The sequence below is a fragment of the Enterobacteriaceae endosymbiont of Donacia marginata genome, assembly GCF_012567685.1.
Taxonomy (GTDB): Bacteria; Pseudomonadota; Gammaproteobacteria; order Enterobacterales; family Enterobacteriaceae.
This window is the reverse complement of the sequence record NZ_CP046184.1, coordinates 53,029-79,416: the sequence shown is the minus strand read 5'-3', so window position 1 is coordinate 79,416 and position 26,388 is coordinate 53,029. Positions and strand designations below refer to the sequence as shown.

At 19.3% G+C, this 26,388-nt stretch carries 24 protein-coding genes, 2 tRNA genes and 1 pseudogene; 10 read left to right on the top strand and 17 right to left on the bottom strand.

The features are described 5' to 3' along the window. Positions 1–155: 155 nt before the first annotated feature. The 3 genes from GJU04_RS00410 to GJU04_RS00400 all read right to left on the bottom strand — a co-directional run bounded on the left by GJU04_RS00410 (position 156) and on the right by GJU04_RS00400 (position 1,888). Entirely contained in the window at positions 156–602 is a 447-nt protein-coding gene (locus GJU04_RS00410) for an ACP S-malonyltransferase (RefSeq protein WP_168892942.1), read from the bottom strand. Positions 603–643: 41 nt separating this feature from the next. After that, complete coding sequence (gene rpmF / locus GJU04_RS00405; protein ID WP_168892941.1) at positions 644–826, bottom strand: 50S ribosomal protein L32; 183 nt, start codon at positions 824–826, stop codon at positions 644–646. Between the two features lie 108 nt (positions 827–934). Continuing rightward, positions 935–1,888 carry an RluA family pseudouridine synthase gene (locus GJU04_RS00400; protein WP_168892940.1) on the bottom strand — a complete coding sequence of 318 codons (954 nt, stop codon included), beginning with the start codon at positions 1,886–1,888 and terminating at the stop codon, positions 935–937. 374 nt (positions 1,889–2,262) lie between these two features. Between GJU04_RS00400 and GJU04_RS00395 the strand changes: the two genes are divergently transcribed. Then, a complete protein-coding gene (locus tag GJU04_RS00395) occupies positions 2,263–4,746 on the top strand; it encodes an Rne/Rng family ribonuclease (RefSeq protein WP_168892939.1) in 2,484 nt (827 codons plus the stop codon). A 113-nt stretch (positions 4,747–4,859) separates the two neighbouring features. Here GJU04_RS00395 and GJU04_RS00390 read toward each other — a convergent pair whose 3' ends face one another. From GJU04_RS00390 to GJU04_RS00380, 3 genes are all read right to left on the bottom strand, one after another. Further along, a complete protein-coding gene (locus GJU04_RS00390; protein ID WP_168892938.1) occupies positions 4,860–6,266 on the bottom strand; it encodes an NAD(P)(+) transhydrogenase (Re/Si-specific) subunit beta in 1,407 nt (468 codons plus the stop codon). A 12-nt stretch (positions 6,267–6,278) separates the two neighbouring features. After that, positions 6,279–7,826: a Re/Si-specific NAD(P)(+) transhydrogenase subunit alpha gene (locus GJU04_RS00385; protein WP_168892937.1), complete on the bottom strand. Its 1,548-nt coding sequence runs from the start codon at positions 7,824–7,826 to the stop codon at positions 6,279–6,281. Between the two features lie 109 nt (positions 7,827–7,935). Further along, the gene (locus GJU04_RS00380) at positions 7,936–8,700 is read right to left on the bottom strand and encodes an enoyl-ACP reductase FabI (RefSeq protein ID WP_168892936.1); all 765 of its coding nucleotides are present in this window, start codon (positions 8,698–8,700) and stop codon (positions 7,936–7,938) included. 203 nt (positions 8,701–8,903) lie between these two features. On the opposite strand from GJU04_RS00380, the gene cspE reads away from it, so the two are divergent. Beyond that, on the top strand, positions 8,904–9,113 hold the full coding sequence (cspE, locus tag GJU04_RS00375) for a transcription antiterminator/RNA stability regulator CspE (RefSeq protein ID WP_168820769.1): 210 nt from the start codon (positions 8,904–8,906) through the stop codon (positions 9,111–9,113). Positions 9,114–9,304: 191 nt separating this feature from the next. Here the strand turns inward: cspE and lipA are convergent, their stop codons facing one another. The 3 genes from lipA to GJU04_RS00360 form a co-directional block, all read right to left on the bottom strand. Next, positions 9,305–10,192 (bottom strand): lipoyl synthase, encoded by an 888-nt coding sequence (gene lipA, locus GJU04_RS00370; protein ID WP_281351277.1) that lies wholly within the window; start codon positions 10,190–10,192, stop codon positions 9,305–9,307. Positions 10,193–10,255: 63 nt separating this feature from the next. Beyond that, positions 10,256–10,882 (bottom strand): lipoyl(octanoyl) transferase LipB, encoded by a 627-nt coding sequence (gene lipB, locus GJU04_RS00365; protein ID WP_168892934.1) that lies wholly within the window; start codon positions 10,880–10,882, stop codon positions 10,256–10,258. A gap of 31 nt (positions 10,883–10,913) precedes the next feature. After that, positions 10,914–12,128: a serine hydrolase gene (locus tag GJU04_RS00360; protein WP_168892933.1), complete on the bottom strand. Its 1,215-nt coding sequence runs from the start codon at positions 12,126–12,128 to the stop codon at positions 10,914–10,916. A 140-nt stretch (positions 12,129–12,268) separates the two neighbouring features. Here GJU04_RS00360 and truA point away from each other — a divergent pair, with 140 nt between their 5' ends. Together truA and GJU04_RS00350 are read left to right on the top strand one after the other, a co-directional pair. Continuing rightward, entirely contained in the window at positions 12,269–13,096 is an 828-nt protein-coding gene (gene truA / locus GJU04_RS00355; protein ID WP_168892932.1) for a tRNA pseudouridine(38-40) synthase TruA, read from the top strand. A gap of 124 nt (positions 13,097–13,220) precedes the next feature. Beyond that, entirely contained in the window at positions 13,221–13,691 is a 471-nt protein-coding gene (locus GJU04_RS00350; protein WP_168892931.1) for a CvpA family protein, read from the top strand. Positions 13,692–13,701: 10 nt separating this feature from the next. On the opposite strand, the gene GJU04_RS00345 is transcribed toward GJU04_RS00350, so the two are convergent. Together GJU04_RS00345 and GJU04_RS00340 are read right to left on the bottom strand one after the other, a co-directional pair. Then, a tRNA-Leu gene (locus GJU04_RS00345) sits at positions 13,702–13,788 on the bottom strand. Between the two features lie 31 nt (positions 13,789–13,819). Continuing rightward, a tRNA-Cys gene (locus tag GJU04_RS00340) sits at positions 13,820–13,890 on the bottom strand. A gap of 148 nt (positions 13,891–14,038) precedes the next feature. Here GJU04_RS00340 and GJU04_RS00335 point away from each other — a divergent pair. Both GJU04_RS00335 and pta read left to right on the top strand, forming a co-directional pair. Next, positions 14,039–15,247: an acetate kinase gene (locus tag GJU04_RS00335; RefSeq protein ID WP_168892930.1), complete on the top strand. Its 1,209-nt coding sequence runs from the start codon at positions 14,039–14,041 to the stop codon at positions 15,245–15,247. Positions 15,248–15,284: 37 nt separating this feature from the next. Next, complete coding sequence (pta, locus tag GJU04_RS00330) at positions 15,285–17,426, top strand: phosphate acetyltransferase (RefSeq protein ID WP_168892929.1); 2,142 nt, start codon at positions 15,285–15,287, stop codon at positions 17,424–17,426. A 19-nt stretch (positions 17,427–17,445) separates the two neighbouring features. On the opposite strand, the gene gpmA is transcribed toward pta, so the two are convergent. The 3 genes from gpmA to rpsT are packed head-to-tail and all read right to left on the bottom strand — an operon-like array spanning position 17,446 to position 18,813. Next, positions 17,446–18,144 carry a 2,3-diphosphoglycerate-dependent phosphoglycerate mutase gene (gene gpmA, locus GJU04_RS00325; RefSeq protein WP_168892928.1) on the bottom strand — a complete coding sequence of 233 codons (699 nt, stop codon included), beginning with the start codon at positions 18,142–18,144 and terminating at the stop codon, positions 17,446–17,448. A 32-nt stretch (positions 18,145–18,176) separates the two neighbouring features. Next, on the bottom strand, positions 18,177–18,518 hold the full coding sequence (gene erpA / locus GJU04_RS00320; RefSeq protein WP_246208782.1) for an iron-sulfur cluster insertion protein ErpA: 342 nt from the start codon (positions 18,516–18,518) through the stop codon (positions 18,177–18,179). 31 nt (positions 18,519–18,549) lie between these two features. Then, positions 18,550–18,813, bottom strand: a complete 264-nt coding sequence (gene rpsT, locus GJU04_RS00315) for a 30S ribosomal protein S20 (protein ID WP_168892927.1) — start codon at positions 18,811–18,813, stop codon at positions 18,550–18,552. Between the two features lie 156 nt (positions 18,814–18,969). Between rpsT and ileS the strand changes: the two genes are divergently transcribed. The 3 genes and pseudogenes from ileS (at position 18,970) to dapB (ending at position 23,002) form a co-directional block, all read left to right on the top strand. Then, the gene (ileS, locus tag GJU04_RS00310) at positions 18,970–21,753 is read left to right on the top strand and encodes an isoleucine--tRNA ligase (RefSeq protein WP_168892926.1); all 2,784 of its coding nucleotides are present in this window, start codon (positions 18,970–18,972) and stop codon (positions 21,751–21,753) included. Positions 21,754–21,761: 8 nt separating this feature from the next. Beyond that, positions 21,762–22,210 (top strand): annotated as a pseudogene (lspA, locus tag GJU04_RS02300) (signal peptidase II). 15 nt (positions 22,211–22,225) lie between these two features. Further along, a complete protein-coding gene (dapB, locus tag GJU04_RS00295; RefSeq protein WP_168892924.1) occupies positions 22,226–23,002 on the top strand; it encodes a 4-hydroxy-tetrahydrodipicolinate reductase in 777 nt (258 codons plus the stop codon). Between the two features lie 72 nt (positions 23,003–23,074). Here the strand turns inward: dapB and rplY are convergent, their stop codons facing one another. From rplY to GJU04_RS00280, 3 genes are read right to left on the bottom strand one after another with little or no spacing between them, the layout of a single operon-like run. Then, positions 23,075–23,362, bottom strand: coding sequence for a 50S ribosomal protein L25 (gene rplY / locus GJU04_RS00290; protein ID WP_168892923.1), 288 nt, complete (start codon positions 23,360–23,362; stop codon positions 23,075–23,077). 24 nt (positions 23,363–23,386) lie between these two features. Then, complete coding sequence (gene pfkA / locus GJU04_RS00285; protein WP_168892922.1) at positions 23,387–24,349, bottom strand: 6-phosphofructokinase; 963 nt, start codon at positions 24,347–24,349, stop codon at positions 23,387–23,389. 37 nt (positions 24,350–24,386) lie between these two features. Then, positions 24,387–25,325 carry a cation diffusion facilitator family transporter gene (locus GJU04_RS00280; protein WP_168892921.1) on the bottom strand — a complete coding sequence of 313 codons (939 nt, stop codon included), beginning with the start codon at positions 25,323–25,325 and terminating at the stop codon, positions 24,387–24,389. 176 nt (positions 25,326–25,501) lie between these two features. On the opposite strand from GJU04_RS00280, the gene glyQ reads away from it, so the two are divergent. Beyond that, a complete protein-coding gene (gene glyQ, locus GJU04_RS00275) occupies positions 25,502–26,380 on the top strand; it encodes a glycine--tRNA ligase subunit alpha (RefSeq protein ID WP_168893269.1) in 879 nt (292 codons plus the stop codon). Positions 26,381–26,388: the final 8 nt, after the last annotated feature.

Genomic DNA, 26,388 nt, shown 5'->3' with positions numbered 1-26,388 from the left:
ATTAATAGGTATTGTAGATGCACCTAAAGATTTAAATATTTTAATAGCTTTTATTATAGCTAATTTATTTCCACTAATTGTTATATTATTTGAAGAATTATAATTAGCTATTGATATAATATAATTATTCTTAGATATTTTTTTACAAATTTTTTCTATTTTTTTTTTTTTAAACCAATAATGGTTTGCATATAATATCCATTTATATTGAAATCATTTAAATTAGATGATATTTGATGCATTAATTTACCTCGATATTTTACTATTTTAATAGCATCTATAAAACTAATAATATCACTACATACCATAGCAGTATATTCACCTAAACTATATCCAGTAACTATATTAGGTATAATATTATTTTTTTGTAACCATAATCTATATATAGCTATAGATGTAGTTAAAATAGCAGGTTGAGTATAATATGTTATATTTAATTTTTTTAATGGGCCATTTTTAATAATATTCCATAAATCATATTGCAGAACTTCTGAAGCAGAATTAAATGTATCTCTTATAATCTTATATTTTATATATAATGAATATATCATCTTAATAAATTGGGTGCCTTGCCCAGGGAAAATAGCAGCAAATTTTTTCATATTTTATATCTTTTATAATAAATATTTAAAAATTTTTATAATTATTTATTATTTTTATTTATAATTTGTATACCTTTATAAAATCCATCATCAGTCATATGATGAAATAAATATTTTTTACCTGTTTTTTTATTAATTAATAAAAATTTATTATTAGATAATTTATTATGAGACCGTCTCATACCTCTTTTAGATCTTGATTTTTTATGTTTTTGAACAGCCATATTATTATTTATATACCTTTTTTATTTTATTAAATTTTGATATAATATATTATTTAAATTAAATTATATACATATTATAAATATGTTTATTTATATATGCAATATTATTTAGTAATGTTCTAAATTTAGCAAACAATTATTTAATTCATTACTTAATGGAGCATAAATTTTAATTTCTTTATTATTTTTAGGATGTATTAATTGTAGACTTTTTGCATGTAAAAACAATCTATTTATATTAAAATTTTTTCTAAATTTAGAGTTTAAACTATTATCACCATATCTTTGGTCATTAATTATAGGATAATTTAAATAAGCCATATGAACTCTAATTTGATGTGTTCTGCCTGTTAACGGATTTATTTTTATTAACATAAAATTTTTATAATTTTTAATAATTTTAAATTTAGTTTCTGAATATTTTCCTTTATTATGATCTATTTTTACTTTAATTTTTTTATTTAAAAAATTTTTTACTAAAAAATTTTTAATATAAATATCTTTTTTTTCAAAACAATTTCCTTTAACTAAAGCTATATACTCTTTAAGTATTTTTTTTTCTATTAATTGTTGTTGTAATATTTTTAATATTGATCTTTTTTTAGCTATTAATAAAACTCCAGAAGTTTCTTTATCAATTCTATGTACAAGTTCTAAAAACTTTATTTTTTTGAATAAATATCTAAAATTTTCAATAATACCATAATTAATACCACTACCTCCGTGGACTGCTATACCAGAAGGTTTATTAATAGCTAACATATATTCATCTTCAAAAATTATCATTTTTTTAAAAAATTTTATTTTACTTAATATTATATTATTTTTAATAGGTTTTATTTTATTTATATAAATAAAAGAAATTTTAATTATATCTTGAGATTTAATTTTAAAATTTGGAAGTATTTTTTTTTTATTAACTTTTATTTTTCCTGTTCTTAACATTCTATATATCCTACTTTTAGGAACATTTTTAAATTTATTTATTAAAAAATTATCAACTCTTTGATTTTCAATAGTAGATGGGATAGTTATGATTTTATTCTTTATTATTTTATACATAAAATTATAGAAATTTTTTTAAGGTAAATTAATTATTATTAATATAATTAATAATTATAAAAAAATATAATAATATTTAATATATTTTCCATATAAAATGATTATTTTAAAATAAAAATTTATGTTATTATTTATTTAATAAATAATTTTATAAAATAAAAATAAATAAAATATTTTAAATAAAGAAAATATTTTATAAAATTTTTTTATAAATTATAAATAATCATAAAATATATTTTATGATTTTAAAATAATTAAAATTTTTAATTTAAACCTATTCATAAAATATTAAATACAATTTTCTTGTTACATAATTTTTTTATTTTATATAAAAATATTAATCAATTTATAAAAAAATACATGAGTAAGTTATTATGAAAAGAATGTTAATAAATGCTACTCAACATGAAGAGTTACGTGTTGCTCTAGTAGATGGACAAAAATTATATGATTTAGATATAGAAAATTCTAATTATAAACAAAAAAAATCTAATATATATAAAGGTAAAATTACGCGTATTGAACCAAGTTTAGAAGCGGTATTTGTAGATTATGGAGTAGATAAACATGGTTTTTTACCAATTAAAGAAATTACAGAAGAATATTTATCTAATGATAATAATAAAAATTTATTTAATAAATTAAATTTAAAAAATTCTTTATCAATTGGTAAAGAAATTATTGTTCAAATAAGTAAAGAAGAACGGGGAAATAAGGGAGCATCATTAACAACATTTATTAGTTTAGCTGGAAGTTATCTAGTTTTAATGCCAAATAATCCCAGTGCAAATGGAATATCTAAAAAAATAGAAGGAGAAAATAGACGAAATTTGAAAAAAATATTATCATTATTATATTTACCCAATAATATGAGTTTAATAATTCGTACTGCTGGATTAGGTAAAGATATAGAAACATTTAAATCAGATTTAAAATTTAGATTAAAACATTGGAATATGATCAAAAAAATAGCTAAAAATAAATCAGCACCTTTTTTAATATATCAAGAAAGTAATATAATTATCAGAGCATTGCGTGATTATTTATATCAAGATATAAATGAAATTTTAATTGATAATCCTAAAATATTAAAATTAGCAAAAAAACATATTAATATTTTAGGAAGATCAGATTTAAATCATAAAATTAAATTATATACAGGAACTGTTCCTTTATTTAGTCATTATCAAATAGAATCACAAATTGAAACAGCTTTTCAAAGAAAAGTTAGATTATCATCAGGAGGATCAATTATTATTGATACTACAGAAGCATTAACATCAGTTGATGTAAATTCTTCTAAAGCTACTAAAGGTATAGATATTGAAGAAACTGCATTAAATATTAATTTAGAAGCTGCTGATGAAATTATTCGACAATTAAGATTACGCGATGTAGGTGGATTAATTGTAATTGATTTTATTGATATGTCACTTTTAGAAAATAAAAAAGCTGTAGAAAAAAGATTACTTAATAATATACGGGAAGATAGAGCGAAAATTCAAATAAATAATATTTCAAAATTTGGATTACTAGAAATGTCTCGTCAGAGACTACGATCTTCTTTAAAAGAATCTAATTATTATTTATGTCCTAGATGTTTAGGTAATGGAAATTTAAGAGATAGTAGATCTTTATCTTTATCTATTTTAAGATTAATAGAAGAAGAATCTTTTAAAGAAAATACAAAAGAAGTATACGCTATAGTTCCTGTAAAAATAGCATCTTATCTATTAAATGAAAAAAGAAATGCAGTGAATGCAATTGAAAATAGAAAGATAAGAACATTCATCATCCCTAATGATAAATTAAATACACCTAATTATTCTATTATACGAATAAAACATGGAGAAGATAAAAAAAATGTTTATTTTATAATTAAAAAAATTAGTAAATTAAATGCAAATATTTATAATTATCATTATTTTAAAAATAAATTTTTACATGAAAATATAATAGATAAAAATAATAAAATTAAAACATTAAATATATATAATCAAACTATAATGGAAAAAAAAAAATATCCATTTTATATAATAAATAAATTATTTAATTTTTTAAATAGAAAAAAATTTTATATTAAAAAAATAAAAAATTTTTTTATACAAAAAATAATTTTTACAAATAAAATTATTTTAAATACTTTTAATAAATATTTTTTCAATAATAAAAAATATAATTTTAATAAAAATATTAATAATATTTCTGATAAAATTAATTTAAATACAGAAAAAAAACTTTTAATTTGGGATAAAAAAAAAATTATACCTATTTCTAAATTAAAATTTATAAAAAATGAATTAAAACCAGTAAAATTAAATAATAATTTAATTTTTAAAAACCAAAAAAATTATAAAAATAATTTTAATTATATTAAATTAAAAAATTTTTTAAAAATAAAAATCAATCAAAATTATTATTTTCGTAAAAAAAAATATAGTAATACTATTACTAGTAATAGTAAAATTTCTAATAATGATAAGCAAACTAATATATCTAATATTTCTTTAGAAAAGAGAATAGAATTCAATAAATTTAAAAATCATATTAAAATTAATAAAATCGTATTAGATAAAATTAAATTACATAATAAAAAAAAAATAATGTTCAAAACAACAAATATTATTATTTCTGATTTTTTTTATAAAAATAGTTCTAAAATAAAAAATAATAATTTTATAACAAAAAAGAAATTATATAGAAATTATATTTCATCAAGTGAAAAAAAAATACAGAGTAATTTTACAAATTGTTATAATAATAAATTAATAAATTCATCATTCAATTTAAATAATAAAAAAGGTGCTGGTGGACATGCTGCTAAAAGATATGCGACTTCTCCAGTAAAAAGACCTTAAATATTTTTATTCTATAAAAAATTTAATTTTAAAAATATCTATTTAATTATTTTAATATAAGTAAAGTTTACTCTAGTATTTTTTTATTTATATACAATGAGTAAACTTTTTTATTAGATTATTTTTAAAATTTTATTTATTAAATCTTTCGCATCCCCAAATAACATATAACTATTATCTCTATAAAATAGAGGATTATTAATTCCTGAATATCCCTGACTCATACTTCTTTTAAGAATAATAATATTATTTGCTTTCCATACTTCTAAAACAGGCATTCCTGATATAGGACTATTAATATCTTCTTGTGCTGATGGATTAACTGTATCATTAGCTCCTATTACTAATACAGTATCTGTATTAATAAAATCTTTATTAATTTCATCCATTTCTAAAACTATATCATATGGTATATGAGCTTCTGCTAATAAAACATTCATATGTCCTGGTAAACGTCCTGCTACAGGATGAATAGCAAATCTTACAGTAATATTTAATAAAAGTAATTTTTTAACTATCTCAGAAAGAGGATATTGTGCTTGAGATACAGCCAGACCATATCCGGGAACAATAATAATACTATTAGAATTTTTTAATATATCTACTGTGTTTTCAATAGATATTTTCTTATAATTTTTAATATCTTTATTTTTTAAAATAGATTTGTTTTGATTAGAAAATTTATTATTTCCTCCAATAAGTACATTAATAAATGATCTATTCATACCTTTACACATTAAATATGAAAGTATAGCTCCAGAAGACCCAACTAACGCTCCAGTGATAATTAATAAATCGTTAGTTAACATAAATCCAGAGGATGCAGCTGCCCATCCTGAATATGAATTTAACATTGAAATTACTACAGGCATATCTGCTCCACCAATACTCATTATTAAATGAAAACCAAATATTAGTGAAATTAAAAATATTAAACCTAAAACTGTAATTTGTAATTTTATATTATGTGTTTTTAAAAAAATTATCATAAATATAAATGATGTAAATAAAGTTAAAATATGTATTTTATTTTTATGTTTAATATTTAAAGTTTCTGATTTAATAAATCCAGATAATTTATTAAAAGCAATAATAGATCCAATTAGAGTTATTGAACCAATAAAAATACTAATAAATATTTCCACTAATTGAATATCAATATTTTTGTAAAATATGTTTTTATTATAAATTAATGATAAATAATTATTAAATCCAACAAGAATAGCAGTTAATCCAACAAAACTATGTAATATTGCAATTAATTGGGGCATTTTAGTCATATCAATTTTTTTAGAAATACTAATTCCTATAATTGCTCCTAAAAAAATTGCCCCAAATACATAACCAATATTATTAATTGGTGATTTTAATATGGTTATTATAATAGCAATCAGCATACCATTAATAGCAAGTAAATTACCTCTTTGGGAGGTTTCTTTCTTTGAAAGACTTGCAATACTTAATATAAATAATATTGCTGATATAGTATATATAAATATTAATGACCTATCAAAAAACATTTATAAATTCTCCTAATTTTTACGAAACATTTGTAACATACGTTGAGTAATAGTTAATCCTCCAAAAATATTAATACTAGATAATAAAGTTCCTAAAGATGATAATATAATTATAGTAAAATAATTACTATTTATTTGTAATATAGAACCAATAATAATAATACCAGAAATTGCATTTGTAACAGACATTAATGGAGTATGTAATTTATGATCTACATTCCATACCACATAATATCCTATTATACAAGATAATAAAAAGATTATAAAATGAGGTATTATTTCATAAGGAATAAAATTTGTTATATAATAAATACAGAATAATCCTATAGTATATAAAAAATAATTACTTTTAAAAAAACATGTATTTTTTTTTATATTTACACTATTTTTATTTTTTTCGAAATTATTTTTTTCTTCTATATCATTTTTTGTTTTTTTTAATATAATTTTTGGGGCAGGCCAAATAATTTTTTTATCATAAATAATAGTCATATTTCTTATAATTTCATCTTCTAAATTAATAGAAATTTTACCTAAATTATTTTTAGATAATAAATTCATTAAATTAATAATATTAGTACTATATAATTGTGAAGCTTGTGGTGCTAATTTACTAGGTAAATTAGTACATCCTAATATTTTTATATTATTATTTGTAGTAATTATTTTATTTATTTCTGTTAATTCACAATTACCCCCATTTTCAATTGCAAGATCAAAGATAATACTACCTGGTTTCATTAATTTAATCATATCTTTAGTAATTAAAATAGGTGCTTTTTTGTTTAAAATTACTGCTGTTGTAATAATAATATCTGTTGTTTTTACAATATTAGTAAAATAATCTTTTTCTAATTGTAATTTTTTTTTAGATGAAAGAGTTTTATATTCATTATCATTATCTTCTTGTTGTTCTTTTAATTCTAAAAATTCAGCACCCATACTATGAATTTGTTCTTTTACTTCTTTCCTTTTATCAAAAGCGATTACTTTTGCTCCTAAACTTTTAGCAGTACCAATAGCCGATAATCCAGCTACCCCTGCTCCAATAACCATCACTTTGGCTGGTAATATTTTGCCTGCAGCAGTTATTTGTCCATTTGGAGTTCTTTGTAATAAATTTATAGATTCTATAATACTTCTATAACCAGATAAATTATTCATGGAACTTAATGCATCTAAAGATTGTGCTCTAGATATTCTGGGAACTGTGTCCATTGCAATAGTAGTTATATTTTTTTCTACTAAAATATTTAACAAAATACTATTTTTGTTTGGCCAAATAAAACTAATCAATATACTATTATTTTTTATAAGTTTAGTTTCTTCTATATCAAGAGGATGAATTTTTATTATTATATTAGATTCCCAAATTTTTTTATTTTCTACTATCTTTGCTCCTGCATTTATAAAATCTTGATTTTGAAAATAAGAAAGAATTCCAGCATCTTTTTCGACATATACTTTAAATCCTAATTTTATTAATTTTTTAATATTTAAAGGAGTCATAGCTATTCTTTTTTCTTTAAAATATTTTTCTTTAGGTATCCCGATTATCATATTTATTCCTTAAGTATAAAAAATTTATTTTTATATATAAAAACATATAGTATAAAAAATATTTATTTAAATTTAAAAATTATCATTTATTAATTTATTTTTCAAATATTTATTTTATATTAAATCCAGAATCTAAGTTTATTATTTCTCCCGTTATACCTAAAGATAAATCAGAAGCTAAAAAAGTGGCAACATTACCTATATGTTTTATAGTAATTTTTTCTGATAAAGGACTATTTTTTTTATATAATTTTATGATATTACTAATATTTTTTATTTGTGAAGATGCACTAGTTTTTAATGGAGCTGGTGAAATACCATTAATTCTAATATTTTTATTACCAATATTACATGCGATATAACGAATATTAGCCTCTAATGAGGATTTTGCTAATCCCATAATATTATAGTTATTGATGACAATTCTTGATCCTAAATAAGTTAATACAATAATTGAAGATTTTTCATTTAATATATTTATACTTTCTTTTACCATACCTAATAAACTATAAGAACTAATATCATGTGAAATTTGAAATGTTAAACGAGATGTATTTTTAATAAAATCTCCTTTTAAAGTATTATTAGGCGCAAATGCAATAGAATGTACAAAACCATCAAATTTATTCCATATTTGTGATATTTTAAAAAATAAATATTTAAGATCAGTATCTTTAGATACATCACACTTTATAAGTGGATTTTTTGTCATTTTCCCTGCTAGTTTTTTTATCTTTTCTTTATTTTTTTTATTTTGATATGTAAATATTAAATTTGCTTTATGTTTGTACATAGTACAAGCTATGCCATATGCAATCGAATATTTATTTAAAATCCCAGTAATTAATATTTTTTTTCCTAATAATAAATCCATAAAAATTTAATCCTAAAAAAACCACATTATATCAATAAATTTAATATATTTTAAAAAAAAATAAATATTTTTTTTAAAAAAAAAATCAAAAATTTGATATTTATCACTTTTTTGATTTGTTTCACTAGACAAATGTATTATTAATTGATGTACTTTTAAATGACACAAATTTGGTGTCTATTTTTATGTAAAGGTAATAATTGATGTCCAAGATTAAAGGTAACGTTAAGTGGTTTAATGAATCTAAAGGTTTTGGTTTCATTACTCCTGAAGATGGTAGTAAAGATGTTTTTGTACATTTTTCTGCAATTCAAAGTAGTGGTTTTAAAACACTAACCGAAGGCCAAAGAGTAGAATTTGAAATTACTAACGGAGCCAAAGGACCTTCTGCTGCTAATGTTGTTGCTCTTTAAATTTCCTTAGTCAGTAAGAAAAAGGTTTAATAAAATTGCCTCTGAAAAATTTATTTTTTATTAAAATTATTTAAAACATTTATTTATTTGAATTAATAAATAAAAAATTTTTTATTTTATTAATTATAAATAATTAAAAATAAAATTTTTAAATTTTATCAGAGGCATCTTTTATTTTAATAAACATAATTCTAAAAGAAAAATTTTTCAGCATTATATGAAGAACGTATAAATGGACCACATATTACTTTTTTAAAACCAATTTTTTCTGCTTCTTTTTTAATTTGATAAAATTCATTTAAATTAAGATATTTATAAACAGGTATATGATTTTTACTAGGTTGTAAATATTGACCTATGGTTAGGATATCGACTTTATTATATTTTAGATCTTTTATAGTATTAAATAATTCTTTTTTTGTTTCTCCTAATCCGACCATTAATCCTGATTTAGTCATAATATGAGGAAATAAGTTTTTAAACTTTTTTAATAATATTAAAGATTTTTGATATTTTCCGGCAGGACGTATTTTATAATATAAACGTTCTACTGTTTCTATATTATGATTAAAAACATCAGGCAATTCATAACTTAATATATTTAAAGCTTTTTCTATACAATTTTTAAAATCAGGAACTAAAATTTCAATTTTGATATTAGTATTTTTTTCTCGTATTTTTTTTATACAATTAATAAATTGATTTGCCCCTCCATCATGTAAATCATCACGATTTACAGAAGTAATAACAACATATTTTAATTTCATTTTAAAAATTATTTTAGCTAAGTTAGAAGCTTCATTTTCATCATATTTTATTTTTGGTCTACCATGAGTTACATCACAGTATGGACAATTTCTTGTACATATATTACCTAAAATCATAAAAGTTAATTGTCCTTTTCCAAAACATTCGATTAAATTAGGACAAGAAGCTTCTTCACATACTGAATATAATCCATTATTTTTTAAAATAGATTTAATTTTTTTTATTTTATTAATTTTTTTTACTGAAAATCTAATTTTAATCCAATTAGGTTTTTTTAAAATTTTTTGTTTCATATTATATAAATTATTTATTTTAAAAAATATATAATATTATTATAAAATAAAAATTTTAAAAAAAAAATAATTTAATTTATTTTAAATATTATTAATTAAGAATAAAAATTCTTTTATTAATAATTTTTTAATTGTCATTATTTTTATATATGGAATAAAATCTTTTACTTGTGTCATTTGTAATTTATATAATCCACAAGGATTAATATAATTAAAAGGTAATAAATCCATATTAATATTAAATGACATTCCATGTGAAGTAAATCCTTTTGAAATTTTTATCCCTATAGATGCTATTTTTTTATTATTTACATACACACCAGGCATATGATTAAAAGAATAATCAGGTTTTATTCCAAAGTATAATAATATATTAATAATTGTTTTTTCTAAAATAAAAATTAATGATTTAATTTTTATTTTTCTTTTTCTTAAATTAATTAAAATATATAAAATTTGTTGTCCTGGAGCATGATAAGTAATTTTCCCTCCTCTATCAGTATTAAAAATTGGTATTTTATGATTATAAAATAATATATCTTTTACTTTAGATAATTTTCCTTGAGTAAAAATAGGATTATGTTCAACTAACCATATTTCATCTAATGTATTATTAGATCTTATATAATTAAAATTATACATTTTTTTATAAGTTATATACCATGATTCTATACCTAAATCTCTTATAATAAAATTTTTTTTATACATTATTTTTTATATAAATGATATTATTATATTTTTATTGGTGTATCCATTTACTTAATAATAATCTTATATAATCTAATAAACGAATAAAAATATTACCTTTTGGTATATTTTCTAATGCAATTAATGGATAATGACCAACTATATGATTATGAATCATAAAGGTTAAATGACCTAATACCTGGTTTCTATAAATTGGAGCAAATATTTTATTATTTTTTACATGATATAAAATTTTTATTTTTTTTTCTTGATTTTTAAGTATTGTTAAAAAAACATTATTTTTAATTCCAATTCTAACATAACTCTGTTTACCATATAAAATTGGAATAGAAGCTATTTTTTGATATTTTTTTATTGGATTAATTGTACGAAATGTTTCAAAACCCCAATTTAATAGTTTTTTACTATTTTTTTTACGATATTGTTCAGTTTTATCTCCTAAAATAACAACAATCAATCTCATATTATTTTTTGTGGCTGAAGCAATTATATTATAACCAGCATTTTCAGTATGACCTGTTTTAATACCATCTACATTTAATGTTTTATCCCATAATAATAAATTACGATTTTTTTGAGAAATATTATTAAAAGTAAATTTTTTTTCTTTATATATATTATATTCATAAGGAAAATCGTGAATTAAAGATTTACCCATAATAGCCATATCTTTTGCTGATGTATATTGCCCATCTTCATCTAATCCATGTACATTTTTAAACAAAGTATTTTTTAATCCTATTTTTTGTGCATAAAAATTCATTAATCTAACAAAATTTTGTTGATTACCAGATATATATTCTGCTATAGCAACACATGCATCATTTCCTGATTGTAATATAATTCCTTTAATTAAATTTTTTACAGAAATATGATCTCCTATTTTTAAAAACATTAATGATGAACCATTAAATTCATTATTTCCTGCAGCCCAAGCATTTTTACTTACCGTAACCACATCATTTCGATGTACTCTATTTTTAGATAATGCTTTTCCTATTACATAACTAGTCATAATTTTTGCTAAACTAGCCGGTTTTTGAATATCGTTTGAATTTTTTTCAGTTAAAATAATACCTGTATTATAATCTATTAAAATATATGATTTAACATCAATCTCTGGTTGAGATATAATATTAAATATATTTTCATTTGCATATATAATTGTTGAGTATACTATAAATATAGTAGTAATTAATTTTAATACTTTATTAACAAATTTATTATTTTTTTTATATATTTTCATTATATTTATACTCACACATAATTATGTTTTTAAATTTTATTTAAATTATTAAAATATTATTTTATAGAATTTTTAAAAAAATGTAACTAATTTTTAGTAAAATACAATTTTTAACATATCTTAAGGTATATAAATATAAAATGATAAATTTAAAATTTAAAAAAAAATATAAATTTGCATTAGGTGTAGAATATAATGGTACTAATTATCATGGATGGCAAAAACAAAAAAAATATCATAAAAAAAAAACTATACAAGAATATTTAGAAAAAGTTATTTCTAAAATAGCTAATCATGATGTAATTATTTTTTGTGCAGGGAGAACTGATATAGGAGTACATAGTTTAGGCCAAGTTGTTCATTTTGAAACATATAGTTTTAGAAAAAAAAAATCATGGATTTTAGGGATAAATAGTCTTTTACCTAAAGATATAGTTATAAAATGGATAGTATCAGTAAAAAAAGAATTTCATGCTAGATTTAGCGCTCTATCTCGTAGATATTTTTATATTATTTATAATAATAAATATAGATCAGCAATATTTAATAATTTAAGTACTTTATCTAATCATAAATTAAATATTAAAAAAATAAAAAATGCAATGAAATATTTATTAGGAGAACATAATTTTTCTTCTTTTCAATCTGGAAAAAAAAAAAATGGATCTTCTTTTAGAAATATTCTAAATTGTGACATTAAAAAATATGGAAATTATATTATTTTAGATATAAAAGCAAATGCTTTTTTATATCATATGGTTAGAAATATTGTAGGAAGTTTAATAGAAATAGGTATTGGTAATCAAAACGAAGATTGGTTATTAGAATTAATTAAATCTGAAGATAGAACTAAAGCCGCAGTTACAGTAAAACCAAATGGTTTATTTTTAGCAGGAGTTGAATATCCAACACATTTTAGAATTCCAAATATAAAACATAATCTATTTTTTTTTAAAAAATTAATTTAATAAATTTTTTTTAAAAAAAAGATTTTGTTTTGAATAAATTGTATAATTTAGTTCATTTTTTACTATTTTAAATTATTTTAAAATTTTAAATAATTTAATACAAATAAAGAAATATATAAAAAATATGTTAATAATTGATTATTTATTTATATTAATATTGTTATTTTCCACGATATTTAGTTTTATTAGAGGATTTATAAAAGAAATATTAACAATATTTGTTTGGTTTATATCTTTTTATTTATCTAGAAAATATTATGATTATTTCCTGATTATAAAAGATTATACAATAATTAATTTTTATTTTAAAAAAATTTTTTTATTATTTATTTATTTTTTATTAACCATAATATCAGGAAATATAGTTAAAAAATTTTTAAATAAAAAAATTATATATTTTTATTATATAAATAATTTTAACAAAATATTAGGATTATTTTTTGGTATTTTAAAAGGATATTTAATAATTTTTATTTTATTATATTCATTAAAACATATTGATAAAAATTTATATAATTATTTTTTAAATAAAAAACAATCGTTTTTCTTTATTTATTTTAATAATATTTTACAAAAATATGAATATTTTTTATAAAAAACATAAATACCCAGAGCGGGAATTGAACCCGCATAGCAATATAAATGCCGAGGGATTTTAAGTCCCTTGTGTCTACCAATTCCACCATCTGGGCAAAATAAAAATAAATTATTTTATTTTATACAAGGCGCATCCCGGAATTGAACCGAAATAAAAGGATTTGCAATCCTCTGCATAACCATTCTGCCAATGCGCCATTTAAATATATAATATATTAAATTATTGATGATGTATATATTATATTTTTTATTATTAATAAATTTATCATATATCTTATATATAATTTTAAGATTTTTTTATATATAATAAAATATATTTATTAAAATATTTATTTAGGAAAATAAATGTCAAATAAATTGATACTTGTGATTAATTGCGGTAGTTCATCTTTAAAATTTTCAGTTATCAATGTTTTAGAAAAAAAAATTTTATTGTTTGGTTTAGCTGAAAATTTTAATACTAAACATTCTTATGTTAAATGGTATTTTAATAATATAAAAAAAAAAAAAATTTTTTATTCAAAAATTAATCATAAAATAATATTAAATTATATAATAAATATTATTTTAAAAAAAAATTTATTATATAATAATATATTAGCAGTAGGTCATCGGGTAGTACATGGAGGAGAAAAATTTATACAATCTGTAATTATTACAAAAAAAGTTTTAAAAGCAATAAAAAATGCATCAATTTTTGCTCCTTTACATAATCCTATTCAATTAATAGGTATTAAAGAAATAATTAAAATATTACCTCATTTAAAAAATAAACAAATTGCTGTTTTTGATACTTCTTTTCATCAAACAATTCCTGAAAAATCATATTTATATGCTTTACCAATAGAATTTTATGAAAAATATAAAATACGTCGTTATGGAGCACATGGTACTAGTCATAGATATGTTACCAAAATTGCTGCAAAAATATTAAATATTCCATTAAATAAATTAAATTGTATTTCATGCCATTTAGGTAATGGTTCATCTATTACTGCGATACAAAATGGTAAAAGTATTGATACTTCAATGGGATTAACTCCTTTAGAAGGGCTAGTTATGGGGACAAGATGTGGAGATATCGATCCTGCAATTATTTTTTACATGTTTAATATTTTAAATATTAAAATAGATGAAATTTATAATATTTTAACTAAAAAATCAGGCATGTTAGGGTTAACAACTATAACTAGTGATTTTAGATATATTGAAAATAATTATTTTAAAGATATTAAAATAAAAAGAGCTGCTGATATATTTATATATCGTTTAGCTAAATATATAGCTTCCTATAGTATTTTAATGAAAGAAAAAATAGATGCAATTATTTTTACAGGAGGTATTGGAGAAAATAGCGTATTAATTAGAGAAAAAACAATAGAAAAATTAAAAATTTTAAATATTTTTATCGATCATAAATTAAATAATGAAATAAAATTTGGTAAAACTGGACTTATAAATACTACTCATAGTATACCAATATTAATTATTCCTACAAATGAAGAATTAATGATAGCACAAGATACATTTAATATTATAATTAATAATAAATAATATAAAAAATTAATTAACATTAAAGGTGTATAATAATATGCTAAAAATAATTATGTCAATACCAATAAATATTGATATTCATTTTTTTACTAGTATAAATATAGGATTATTAAATTATTTTAATAATAAAAAATTAAGATGTAAATTTTTTAAACCTATTTCTCAAATAGAAAATTATAATTTTGATTACACTAATAATATTTTAAATCAATATAATAATCTTAATATAAAATCTATTAATTCATTAAAAATTAATGATATTAATTTATTAAATAATGACACTACATATAATAATATTATTGAAAATATAATTAAAAAATATTTTCAAAATATAAAAAATACAGATATTATCTTAATAGAAGGAATAATACCTTTTTATATTGAGCAAATATTATTTAAATTAAATTGTGATATAGCAAATATATTTGATGCAAAAATTATTTTTGTTACATCTATGTGTTCAAAAAATGAAACTTTAAAAAAAACAAAATCAATAATTGATATTATTTTTAAAAAAAATATATATGATTTAAAATCAAAATATATATTTTCTTTTGTTAAAGAAAAATTCACTAATCAAAATAGTAATCCTTTTTTTTATAATATAAATATATTTAAAAATTTCTTTTTAAAAAAAGAAAAAAATATTATAAATAATAATTTATTATCTTTTAATAAAGAAAAGATTATATGTATTCCATGGTTAAAAAATTTTATATTTGGAATAGATTTAAAAATTATATGCATATATTTAAATTGTAATTTACCTATTAATTTGAAATATAATAATATTAAATATATTATTTTTTTTAATAAGCAAATTTTTGTAAATAAAGAATTTTTTGTTAAGTCTTTAATTATTATATCTTTAAAAGATAATCAAAATATAAAAAAAATATATAATATTTTATCTAAAAATATTTTTTGTAAAGCTATATTATTTACAGATTTTATTAAAAAAGAATCTGATCTAATTATAAAAAAATTTTCTAAAATTATTAATAATAATATATATCTTATATACACAAAAAATAATTTTTATAAAATTTATTTAAAAATACAGAGTATTTATAAAAATAATTTCCCAACTAGTGATGATAAATTAATATTAAATATTATTAATTATATTAATTTATATATTCCCTCTAAAATTCTAAATAATAAAAAATATATAAATTATAAAATTTATAATTCCCCATTTATATTTAAATATAATTTAATTAATAAAGCTTGTAAATTTAAAAAAACAATATTATTACCGGAGGGTAATGAATTACGTACTCTTAAAGCAGCAGCAATATGCTCTAAAAAAAATATAGCTAAATGCATATTATTAGGTAATAAAAAAGAAATTATAAATATAGCTAAAATCAATAATATAGATTTAAATGATAATATGAATATTATTGATCCTAAATATATTAGAAATAATTATATAGAAAAATTAATGTATATCAGAAAAGATAAATTATTGAATGAAAATAATGCTATAAAATTATTAAAAGATAACATGTTTTTAGCTACTATGATGTTAAAAAATAATGAAGTAGATGGTATTGTTTCTGGAGCTAATGCAACAACTGCTAATACTATACGTCCTGCATTACAAATTATTAAAACTTTACCCGAATATTCTATAATTTCATCAATATTTATTATGTTATTACCTAAAAATATATTAATATTTAGTGATTGTGCAATTAATCCTAATCCTAATTATAAACAATTAGCTGAAATAGCAATACAATCAGCACAAACTAGTAAATTATTTAATATAAAACCTAAAATAGCAATGATTTCTTATTCAACTGGTAATTCTAGTACAGGTATTGAAGTTGAAAAAGTATATAAAGCAACTAAATTAGTACAAAATAAATTACCAAATTTAATAATAGATGGACCATTGCAATATGATGCAGCTGTTATAAAAAGTATTGGTAAATATAAAGCACCAAAATCTTTAGTTGCCGGGAAAGCGAATATTATTATTTTTCCTGATCTTAATACCGGTAATACTACTTATAAAGCAGTTCAAAGAACATCTAAAATAATTTCTATAGGTCCTATATTACAGGGGATAAAAAAACCAATTAACGATCTTTCAAGAGGTGCTTCAATTGAAGATATAATCTATACAATTGCAGTTACAGTTATCCAAGCTGGATCTAAAAAAAAATAAAATAATATTTTATTATATATTAATTATTTAAATAATATTTTTTTTTATAATTAAGATTATTATCAAATTCATAAATTATAGGAATACCAGTAGCAATATTTAAATTAATAATATCAGCATCATTAATATTTTCAATATATTTAATTAAAGCTCTTAATGAATTACCATGAGCAACAATAATAATTCGTTCTCCATTCATAATTTTAGATGATATACTATTTTTCCATATATATATTACTCTTTCTAAAGTTTTAGATAAACTTTCTGATAAAGGTAACTGATAATCTTCTAATTTAGAATATTTTTGATCAAATCTGGACCATCTAGGATCATTAATTGATAATGATGGTGGTTCAGAAATAAAACTACGACGCCATTTTTGTACTTTTTTTATACCAAATTTATTTGTAATTTCATCTTTATTCATTCCTTGTAATTTTCCATAATGTCTTTCATTTAATCTCCATGTTTTTTTAACAGGAATCCAAAGTTGATCTAATTCTTTTAAAGTTAACCATAAAGTATTTATTGCTCTTTTTAAAAAAGATGTATATGCATAATCAAATTTAAAATTATTTTTTTTTAATACTTTACCTGCTTGTATTGCTTCAATCTCTCCTTCTGGAGATAATTCTATATCATGCCATCCAGTAAATAAATTTTTTTTATTCCATTCACTTTGTCCATGACGTAATAATACTAATTTTGTATTGGACATAAATTTTTCCTTATATTAATAAATTTTTTATATTAAATATCAAAAGAAGAACCACAATTACATGTATTTTTCATATATGGATTTTTAATAATAAATTTAGATTCTTCAATACTTTCAATATAATCAATAATACTTCCTGATAAATATTGCATACTTATTTTATCTATTACAATATTAATATCTGATAAATTTATTACAATATCATTTTTTTTTATTTTTTTATCTAAAATAAAGTCATATTTAAACCCACTACATCCTCCACCTAAAATAAATATTCTAAAATTTATATTTTTATTGTATAATTTTTTGATTTTTTTTAATGCTCTTTTTGTTAAAGTAATAGGCACAGGTACATTCATTAAATGAATATTCATTATTTTAGTATTTAATTAATATTAATAATAGTTAAAGAAGATTTATAATCTTATTATATATTCTAGATTTATAACGAGATGCTTTATTTTTATGAATTAACTTTTTTTGTACTTGTTTATCAATAACAGATTGCATCTTTTGAAAATTTTTTTTTGATAATTCAATATTTTTATCAGAAATAGCATTTTTAACTTTTTTAATAAAAGTACGTAACATAGAACGATAATTAATATTATGTTTTCTTTTTTCTTCTGATTTTAAAGCTCTTTTTTTAGATGATTTTATATTTGCCATATAAAAATTCCTTCTAATTATATTAATAATTTTTATTTTTTTATAAAAATTAAATATTTACATGAAATACTATTATATATAATATCTATATATAAATAAAATAAAATTTATACTTATTAATTTTATTAAATTAAAAATAAATTAAAGATAATTAGTATGAAAAATAAATTTAATTTAAATTTACCAAAAACAAAATTTCCAATGAAAGCATGTTTAACAAAAAATGAATTAACTATATTAGAACAATGGGAAAAAGATAATTTATATAAAAAAATATCAAATACTAAAAAAAATAGAAAAAAATTTATTTTACATGATGGGCCACCATATGCTAATGGTAATATTCATATTGGTCATGCTTTTAATAAAATTTTAAAAGATATTATTATAAAATTTAAAAATATGGATGGATATTATACATCATTTATCCCTGGATGGGATTGTCATGGGTTACCTATAGAACAAAAAGTAGAAGAAATTTTAAAAAAAAAAAATAAAAAAATTTCTAAAAAACAATTTAGAATTGAATGTAGAAAATATGCGTTTGAACAAATTAAAAAACAAAAAAAAGATTTTATGAGGTTAGGAATATGTGCTGATTGGTTAAATCCTTATTTAACAATGAATTTTAAAACAGAAGCAAATATTGTTCGTACTTTAGGGGAAATCATTAAAAATAATTATATATATAAAGGAGAAAAACCAGTACATTGGTGTACAAAATGTTTTTCTTCTCTAGCAGGAGCTGAAGTTGATTATGTTAAAAAAAAAACATTAACATGTTATGTTATGTTTAATATAATTAACACTAATTTTTTTAAAAAAAATTTAAATATAAAAATAAAAAATTATAATATTTCCTTTTTAATATGGACTACTACTCCATGGACTATACCTGCAAATAGAGCAATTGTTTTACATCCAGAAATATATTATCAATTAATTAAAATTGATAAAAATATTATTATCATAGCTAAGAATTTAGTTAATGTTATTATGAATAAAAAAAAAATTAGAGAATGGAAAATTTTATTAGAAATAAAAGGTAAATTTTTTAAAAATATTTTAATAAAAAATCCAATTAATAATAATATTTCATCTCTTATTATAGATAATTATGTTTCTGAAAAATCAGGTACTGGTATTGTCCATATGGCACCTAATCATGGATTAGATGATTATAATATATGTAATAAACATAAAATAACATGTTTAAAAAATATTATAGATAAAAAAGGATTTTTTAAAAATGGAATACATCCTAAGTTAAATAAAATTAATATTTTTTCTTCTGAAAAAATAATTACTCAAATCTTAATAGAACAAAATACATTATTTTTAATAGATAATTATATTCATAATTATCCATATTGTTGGCGTCATAAAATACCAATTATATATAGATCTACTCCACAATGGTTTATTAGTATAGATAAACAAAATCTTAGAAAATCAGCAAAAAAATTAATAAAGAAAGTAGAATGGATACCTAGTTGGGGTTATGAAAGAATGAATTTAATGTTAGATAAAAGACCTGATTGGTGTATTTCTAGACAAAGAATATGGGGCATTCCTATTCCTTTATTTATTAATAAGAAAACACAAAAAATACATATTAATTCTCTAAAATTTATTAAAAAAATAGCTTCTATGATTGAAAAAAATGGTATTCAAGCATGGTGGGATTTAGATATTAAAGAATTTTTAGGGGAAGATGCTTGCTTATATGATAAAGTAATAGATGTATTAGATGTTTGGTTTGATTCTGGATCAACTTATCGTTCTATTATTAAACAAATTGAAGAATTTAAAAATAATAAAATTGATATATATTTAGAAGGAAATGATCAATATCGAGGATGGTTTATTTCTTCATTAATTATTTCAACAGCTATAGATAATAATATTCCATATAAAACAGTAATAAGTCATGGATTTACTGTTGATAATCATGGTAAAAAAATGTCTAAATCTTTAGGAAATATTATTAAACCTCAAAATATAGTAAATACATTAGGTAGTGATATTTTAAGATTATGGGTTGCTTCTACAGATTATACTAATGAAATAAATATATCTTCAAATATTTTACAAAGAATTACAGAAACCTATAGACGTATTCGTAATACAGTTAGATTTTTATTATCTAATTTAGATCAGTTTATACCAGAAAAAAATATAATACAAGAAAAAAATATGTTAGTACTAGATAAATGGATTATACATAAAACAAAAATTACACAAGATAAAATTATAAAATACTATAATATTTATAATATAAAAAATGTAATAAAGGAAATAATGCAATTTTGTTCTATAGATTTAGGATCTATTTATTTTGATATTATTAAAGATAGACAGTATACATTTAAAAGATATAGTATAGAAAGACTAAGTTGTCAAACATCTTTATATATGATTCTTGAATCTTTAGTAAGATGGATAGCTCCAATCTTATCTTTTACAGCTCATGAAATTTGGAATTATATTCCAGGGAAAAGATCTAAATATGTTTTTACAGCAGAATGGTATTCGAAATTATTTTATTTATCATCAAGTAATAAAATGAATTATGAATATTGGAAGGATATTTTTATTTTTAAAGATGAAATAAATAAAATAATTGAATATGCAAGAAAAAGAAAAATTATAGGTAGTTCTCTAGAAGCAAATATTACTGTTTTTGTAAATAAAAATATTTATAAAAAATTAATAATGTTAGGTACAGAATTACGTTTCTTATTATTAGTATCTCATATTTCTTTTTATTATGAAGAAAAAACATCTATAAATAAATTAATAAAAAGTTTTAAAATTAAAAAATCAAAATATTATAAATGCCAACGTTGTTGGTATTATTCAAAAAATATAATTAATAATATTTGTAATCGCTGTCAATTAAATACCATAGGTAATGGTGAAAAACGTTTATTTATTTAAAAATTTTAATGAAAAGAAAAGAAATGAAAATAATAAATATTTATATTTTATTATTTATAATAATAGATTTTTTTTGTAAAAATTTAATTATAAAAAAAATAAAATTGTATGAATATTATCATATTTATTCTTATTTAAATTTTATTTATTTACAAAATTATGGAATAATTTTTGGTTTTTTTAAAAAATATAAAAATATTATTTTTTTTTTAATATAGTAAGTATTATTATACTAATATTTTTTTTAAAAAAAAATAAAAATAAACAAATATCTTATAATCTTATATTAGGTGGAATATTAGGTAATTTTATTAATAGAATTAAATATGGTTTTGTAATAGATTTCATAGATATACATATATTTAATTATCATTTTCCAGTTTTTAATATTGCAGATATTTTCATTTGTATTGGAATAATTTTTATTCTAAAAGATATTTTTTTAAATATTAAATAATATATAGGTTTTTTTATGAAAAATAATAAAATTAATTTAGCAATAGCAGGTGTCAACGGACGTATGGGTAAAAGCATTTTAAAAATATTAAATACAAGTAAAATAAATAATCTTACATTAAATGGAGTTACAGAACATAAACTATCTTTAAAAAAAGAAAATAAAATATTATATAAATCCAATTTTTTAAATATTAAATCTAATTTAATTGATATTAAAAACCAATTTGACATTTTAATAGATTTTACAAATCCAAAAACAACATTAGAAAATATTAATTTTTGTAAAAAATATAAAAAAAAAATTGTTATTGGCACTACCGGTTTTACTGAACAACAAAAATTAATAATAAAAAAAATATCAAAAGATATAGCTGTTATTTTATCTTCTAATTTTAGCCAAGGTATTAATTTTTTATTAAAAATAATAGAAAATTTTACTAAAATTTTATGTAAAAATAAAGAAATAAATAATTTAGATATAGATATAATAGAAAAACATCATAAAAACAAAAAAGATTCCCCATCAGGAACAGCATTATCATTAAAAGATATGATTATTTATAATTATAAAAAATTTAATATTGTTAAAAAAGTAACATGTCATTCTATTAGAGCAGCTGATTTATATGGAGAACATAATATTTTATTTTCTTTTATTGGAGAACAAATAGAATTAATTCATAAAGCATCAAACAGAATTCCTTTTGCAAAAGGTGCTATTAATGCTGCTATTTGGCTTAGTAATAAAAAAACAGGAATATATAATATGCATGATGTGTTAGGAATATAATATTTAATTATTAGTGAATTTTCTATTTAGGTAAAAATATTTATATTTACATAAATATTTACATATAAATAATTATATAAATAAAAAATCTATATGAAATATTTTAGTATTTTTATATGGATGATATTGAATATCAATAATTTTTACTTTATATATTTTTTTTTTTCCATCTATTAATTGAATTTTTTTTTTAAAAAAATTTTTAAAATTAATATTAATTATATCTTCATTATTTATTATGATAGGTATTTCTTTTTTATTTTTACCATAAATAATAGCTGGAAATTTATTATTAATTCGTAAACGTCTACTAAATTTTTTTCCTACTTCTATTCTTTTTAAAAATTTTATATTCTTCATATTTTATTCCTTTTTTTGATTTTATTAAAATAATTTTTTTGCAGTATCCCATAAATCTTTTTTAAAAATTTTTTTCATATTTAAAATAGCATCAATAATATCATGATGAACCATTTTATCATTTTTAATACCTATACATCTACCTCCATATCCTTTATATAATAATTCAACTGCAAATGATCCCATACGAGAACCTAAAATACGATCATATGCAACAGGAGATCCTCCCCTTTGGATATATCCTAAAACTGTAGTTCTAGTTTCACGTTTAATTTTTTTTTGGATAAAATCTGCTAGTTTATTAATATCACAAATAAATTCTGTAATCAATACTATGGCATGTTTTTTCCCTTTTTCTATTCCTATTTGTATTTCTTTTACTAAATCTTCTTTATTATAATTAATTTCTGGTAAAACAATAAATTCACAACCTCCAGCAATAGCTGCAGATAAAGTTAAATCTCCACAATGTCTACCCATAATTTCAACAATAGATATTCTTTGATGAGAAGTAGAAGTGTCTCTTAATTTATCGATAGCTTGAACAATTGTTTCTAATGCAGTAGAATATCCTATGCTATAATCAGTACCTGCAACATCATTATCAATTGTTCCTGGAATACCTATACATGGGAATCCCATTTCTGTTAATAATTTAGCACCCATATATGTTCCATCTCCTCCTATTACAACTAATGCATTAATACCATTTTTTTTCATATTATTTATAGCAATAGAACGTATCTTTTTATTTTTAAATTGAATAAAACGAGCAGATCCTAAAAAAGTACCCCCTTTATTAATAATATCAGATACACTATATCTATTTAATTTTATAATATGATTATTATATAATCCTAAATAACCATTATATATTCCAAAAACTTCAATATTATATCCTAATGCTGTTCGAACAACCCCTCTAATAGCAGCATTCATTCCTGGAGCATCTCCCCCACTTGTAAGAACACCAATTTTTTGAATCATATGATACCTCAAAATATATAATATTTTATTAATAAAATTAATTTTTAAAAAAACCTTTATATTTTTCAGAAACAATAGAATATGGATCTTGATGTATAATTATATCTGAATAAGGAAATTTTTTATGTAAAGCATTTTCTATTTTTTTTGCAATTGAATGTGATGCTAATAAAGGTAAATTATCTTCTAATACTAAATGAAGTTGTATAAAACGAGTAGGTCCTGATTGTCTTGTTTTTAATTGATGTGCTCCTTTTACTTTTGGCCAAGAAGTAATTAAATCTATTATAATTTTTTTTTCATGTTCTGGTAAAGATCTATCTAATAGAGATTGTATTGCTTTATAACCTACTTTAAAAGCATTATAAAAAATAAATATACTTATAATTAATGCTATAAAAGAATCTGCTTGTTTTATATTAAAAAAGTTTAAAATTAACGCTATTAAAATTGCACTATTAATTAAAATATCAGATTCATAATGAATCATATCAGCATGAGTAGCTTGACTATTTGTTTTCGCAATTACTTTTTTTTGAAAAATTACTAATATTAAAGTTAAAAAAAATGAAATTATAATAACAATTATCCCAATAATTGGATAATATAATTTTGTAGGATGAGATATGTATTTTAAACTATTTAAAAATAAAAATATTGCTGTAATACAAATAAATATGCTTTGTGTTAAAGCAGATAATGATTCAGCTTTACCATGTCCAAAAGTATGTTCTAAATCAGCAGGTTGTAATGAATAATATATGATTAATAAATTAGTTGATGAAGATGTAATATCAACTAAAGAATCTACACAAGCAGCTAACATACTGATAGATTTAGTTTGCCACCAAGCTAATAATTTTAATATTAATAATGTAAAAGATAATAAAATTGCTAAATTTGTAGCCTTTATTATTAATTTATTATATTCATTTTTTTCTTTTTTAAAAAAATTTTTTTTAGATATATTATTCATATTTATATTTAGTCCATATTAAAATTTTTATAGATTATTAAATTTTTATTTTAAAAATAATAAATTATTTTAACATTAATTTTTATTCTATTAAAAATATGTTAAATTTTAATTTATATTTTATTCAAAATAATAAATATTATTATAAAATAATAAAATTAAATAAATTTAAAAAAATGAAAGAATTTAATGAAAAAACATTTCAAGGAATGATTTTTATTTTACAAAATTATTGGGCAAAACAAGGTTGTAGTATAATTCAAGCTATTGATACTGAAGTCGGAGCTGCAACATCACATCCAATGACATGTTTATATGCAATAGGTAAAAAACCAATTAAACTAGCATATATACAATTATCAAGAAGACCATCTGATGGGAGATATGGAAAAAACTCTAATAGATTACAACAATATTATCAGTTTCAAGTAATAATGAAACCACCTCCTCATAATATTCAAGATTTATATTTAAAATCTTTAGAAAAATTAAAAATAGATTTAAAAAATAATAATCTTTGTTTTATTGATGATAATTGGGAAAACCCTACATTAGGGGCTTATGGAATTGGATGGGAAATATGGTTAAATGGGATAGAAATAACTCAGTTTACATATTTCCAACAAATGGGTGGTATAATATGTAAACCAATTACAGGAGAAATTACTTATGGTTTAGAAAGATTAGCAATGCATATACAAAATGTAAAAAATATATTTGATCTAATATGGAATAAAAATAAAGATAGTTGTATTACTTATAAAGATTTTTTTTATAAAAATGAAAAAGAACAGTCTATTTATAATTTTGAATATACAAATATTAATTTTATTATATCTTGTTTTCATAATTATGAAAAAGAAATTAGTTATTTATTAAATTTAAAAAAACCATTAATTTTTCCTGCATATGAAAAACTTTTAAAAGCATCTCATTGTTTTAATTTATTAGAAGCACGTAGATTTTTATCACATACTGAAAGACAAAGATATGTTTTAAAATTACGTAATATGACAAAATTAATTGTTATAAAATATTATAATTATATAAAATAACAAAATTA

What these genes read in the sequence shown, in the direction of transcription:
- GJU04_RS00410 (WP_168892942.1), bottom strand. Translation starts at nt 602, where the DNA reads ATGAAAAAATTTGCTGCTATTTTCCCTGGGCAAGGCACCCAATTTATT.
- rpmF (WP_168892941.1), bottom strand. Translation starts at nt 826, where the DNA reads ATGGCTGTTCAAAAACATAAAAAATCAAGATCTAAAAGAGGTATGAGA.
- GJU04_RS00400 (WP_168892940.1), bottom strand. Translation starts at nt 1,888, where the DNA reads ATGTATAAAATAATAAAGAATAAAATCATAACTATCCCATCTACTATT.
- GJU04_RS00395 (WP_168892939.1), top strand. Translation starts at nt 2,263, where the DNA reads ATGAAAAGAATGTTAATAAATGCTACTCAACATGAAGAGTTACGTGTT.
- GJU04_RS00390 (WP_168892938.1), bottom strand. Translation starts at nt 6,266, where the DNA reads ATGTTTTTTGATAGGTCATTAATATTTATATATACTATATCAGCAATA.
- GJU04_RS00385 (WP_168892937.1), bottom strand. Translation starts at nt 7,826, where the DNA reads ATGATAATCGGGATACCTAAAGAAAAATATTTTAAAGAAAAAAGAATA.
- GJU04_RS00380 (WP_168892936.1), bottom strand. Translation starts at nt 8,700, where the DNA reads ATGGATTTATTATTAGGAAAAAAAATATTAATTACTGGGATTTTAAAT.
- cspE (WP_168820769.1), top strand. Translation starts at nt 8,904, where the DNA reads ATGTCCAAGATTAAAGGTAACGTTAAGTGGTTTAATGAATCTAAAGGT.
- lipB (WP_168892934.1), bottom strand. Translation starts at nt 10,882, where the DNA reads ATGTATAAAAAAAATTTTATTATAAGAGATTTAGGTATAGAATCATGG.
- GJU04_RS00360 (WP_168892933.1), bottom strand. Translation starts at nt 12,128, where the DNA reads ATGAAAATATATAAAAAAAATAATAAATTTGTTAATAAAGTATTAAAA.
- truA (WP_168892932.1), top strand. Translation starts at nt 12,269, where the DNA reads ATGATAAATTTAAAATTTAAAAAAAAATATAAATTTGCATTAGGTGTA.
- GJU04_RS00350 (WP_168892931.1), top strand. Translation starts at nt 13,221, where the DNA reads ATGTTAATAATTGATTATTTATTTATATTAATATTGTTATTTTCCACG.
- GJU04_RS00335 (WP_168892930.1), top strand. Translation starts at nt 14,039, where the DNA reads ATGTCAAATAAATTGATACTTGTGATTAATTGCGGTAGTTCATCTTTA.
- pta (WP_168892929.1), top strand. Translation starts at nt 15,285, where the DNA reads ATGCTAAAAATAATTATGTCAATACCAATAAATATTGATATTCATTTT.
- gpmA (WP_168892928.1), bottom strand. Translation starts at nt 18,144, where the DNA reads ATGTCCAATACAAAATTAGTATTATTACGTCATGGACAAAGTGAATGG.
- erpA (WP_246208782.1), bottom strand. Translation starts at nt 18,518, where the DNA reads ATGAATATTCATTTAATGAATGTACCTGTGCCTATTACTTTAACAAAA.
- rpsT (WP_168892927.1), bottom strand. Translation starts at nt 18,813, where the DNA reads ATGGCAAATATAAAATCATCTAAAAAAAGAGCTTTAAAATCAGAAGAA.
- ileS (WP_168892926.1), top strand. Translation starts at nt 18,970, where the DNA reads ATGAAAAATAAATTTAATTTAAATTTACCAAAAACAAAATTTCCAATG.
- dapB (WP_168892924.1), top strand. Translation starts at nt 22,226, where the DNA reads ATGAAAAATAATAAAATTAATTTAGCAATAGCAGGTGTCAACGGACGT.
- rplY (WP_168892923.1), bottom strand. Translation starts at nt 23,362, where the DNA reads ATGAAGAATATAAAATTTTTAAAAAGAATAGAAGTAGGAAAAAAATTT.
- pfkA (WP_168892922.1), bottom strand. Translation starts at nt 24,349, where the DNA reads ATGATTCAAAAAATTGGTGTTCTTACAAGTGGGGGAGATGCTCCAGGA.
- GJU04_RS00280 (WP_168892921.1), bottom strand. Translation starts at nt 25,325, where the DNA reads ATGAATAATATATCTAAAAAAAATTTTTTTAAAAAAGAAAAAAATGAA.
- glyQ (WP_168893269.1), top strand. Translation starts at nt 25,502, where the DNA reads ATGAAAGAATTTAATGAAAAAACATTTCAAGGAATGATTTTTATTTTA.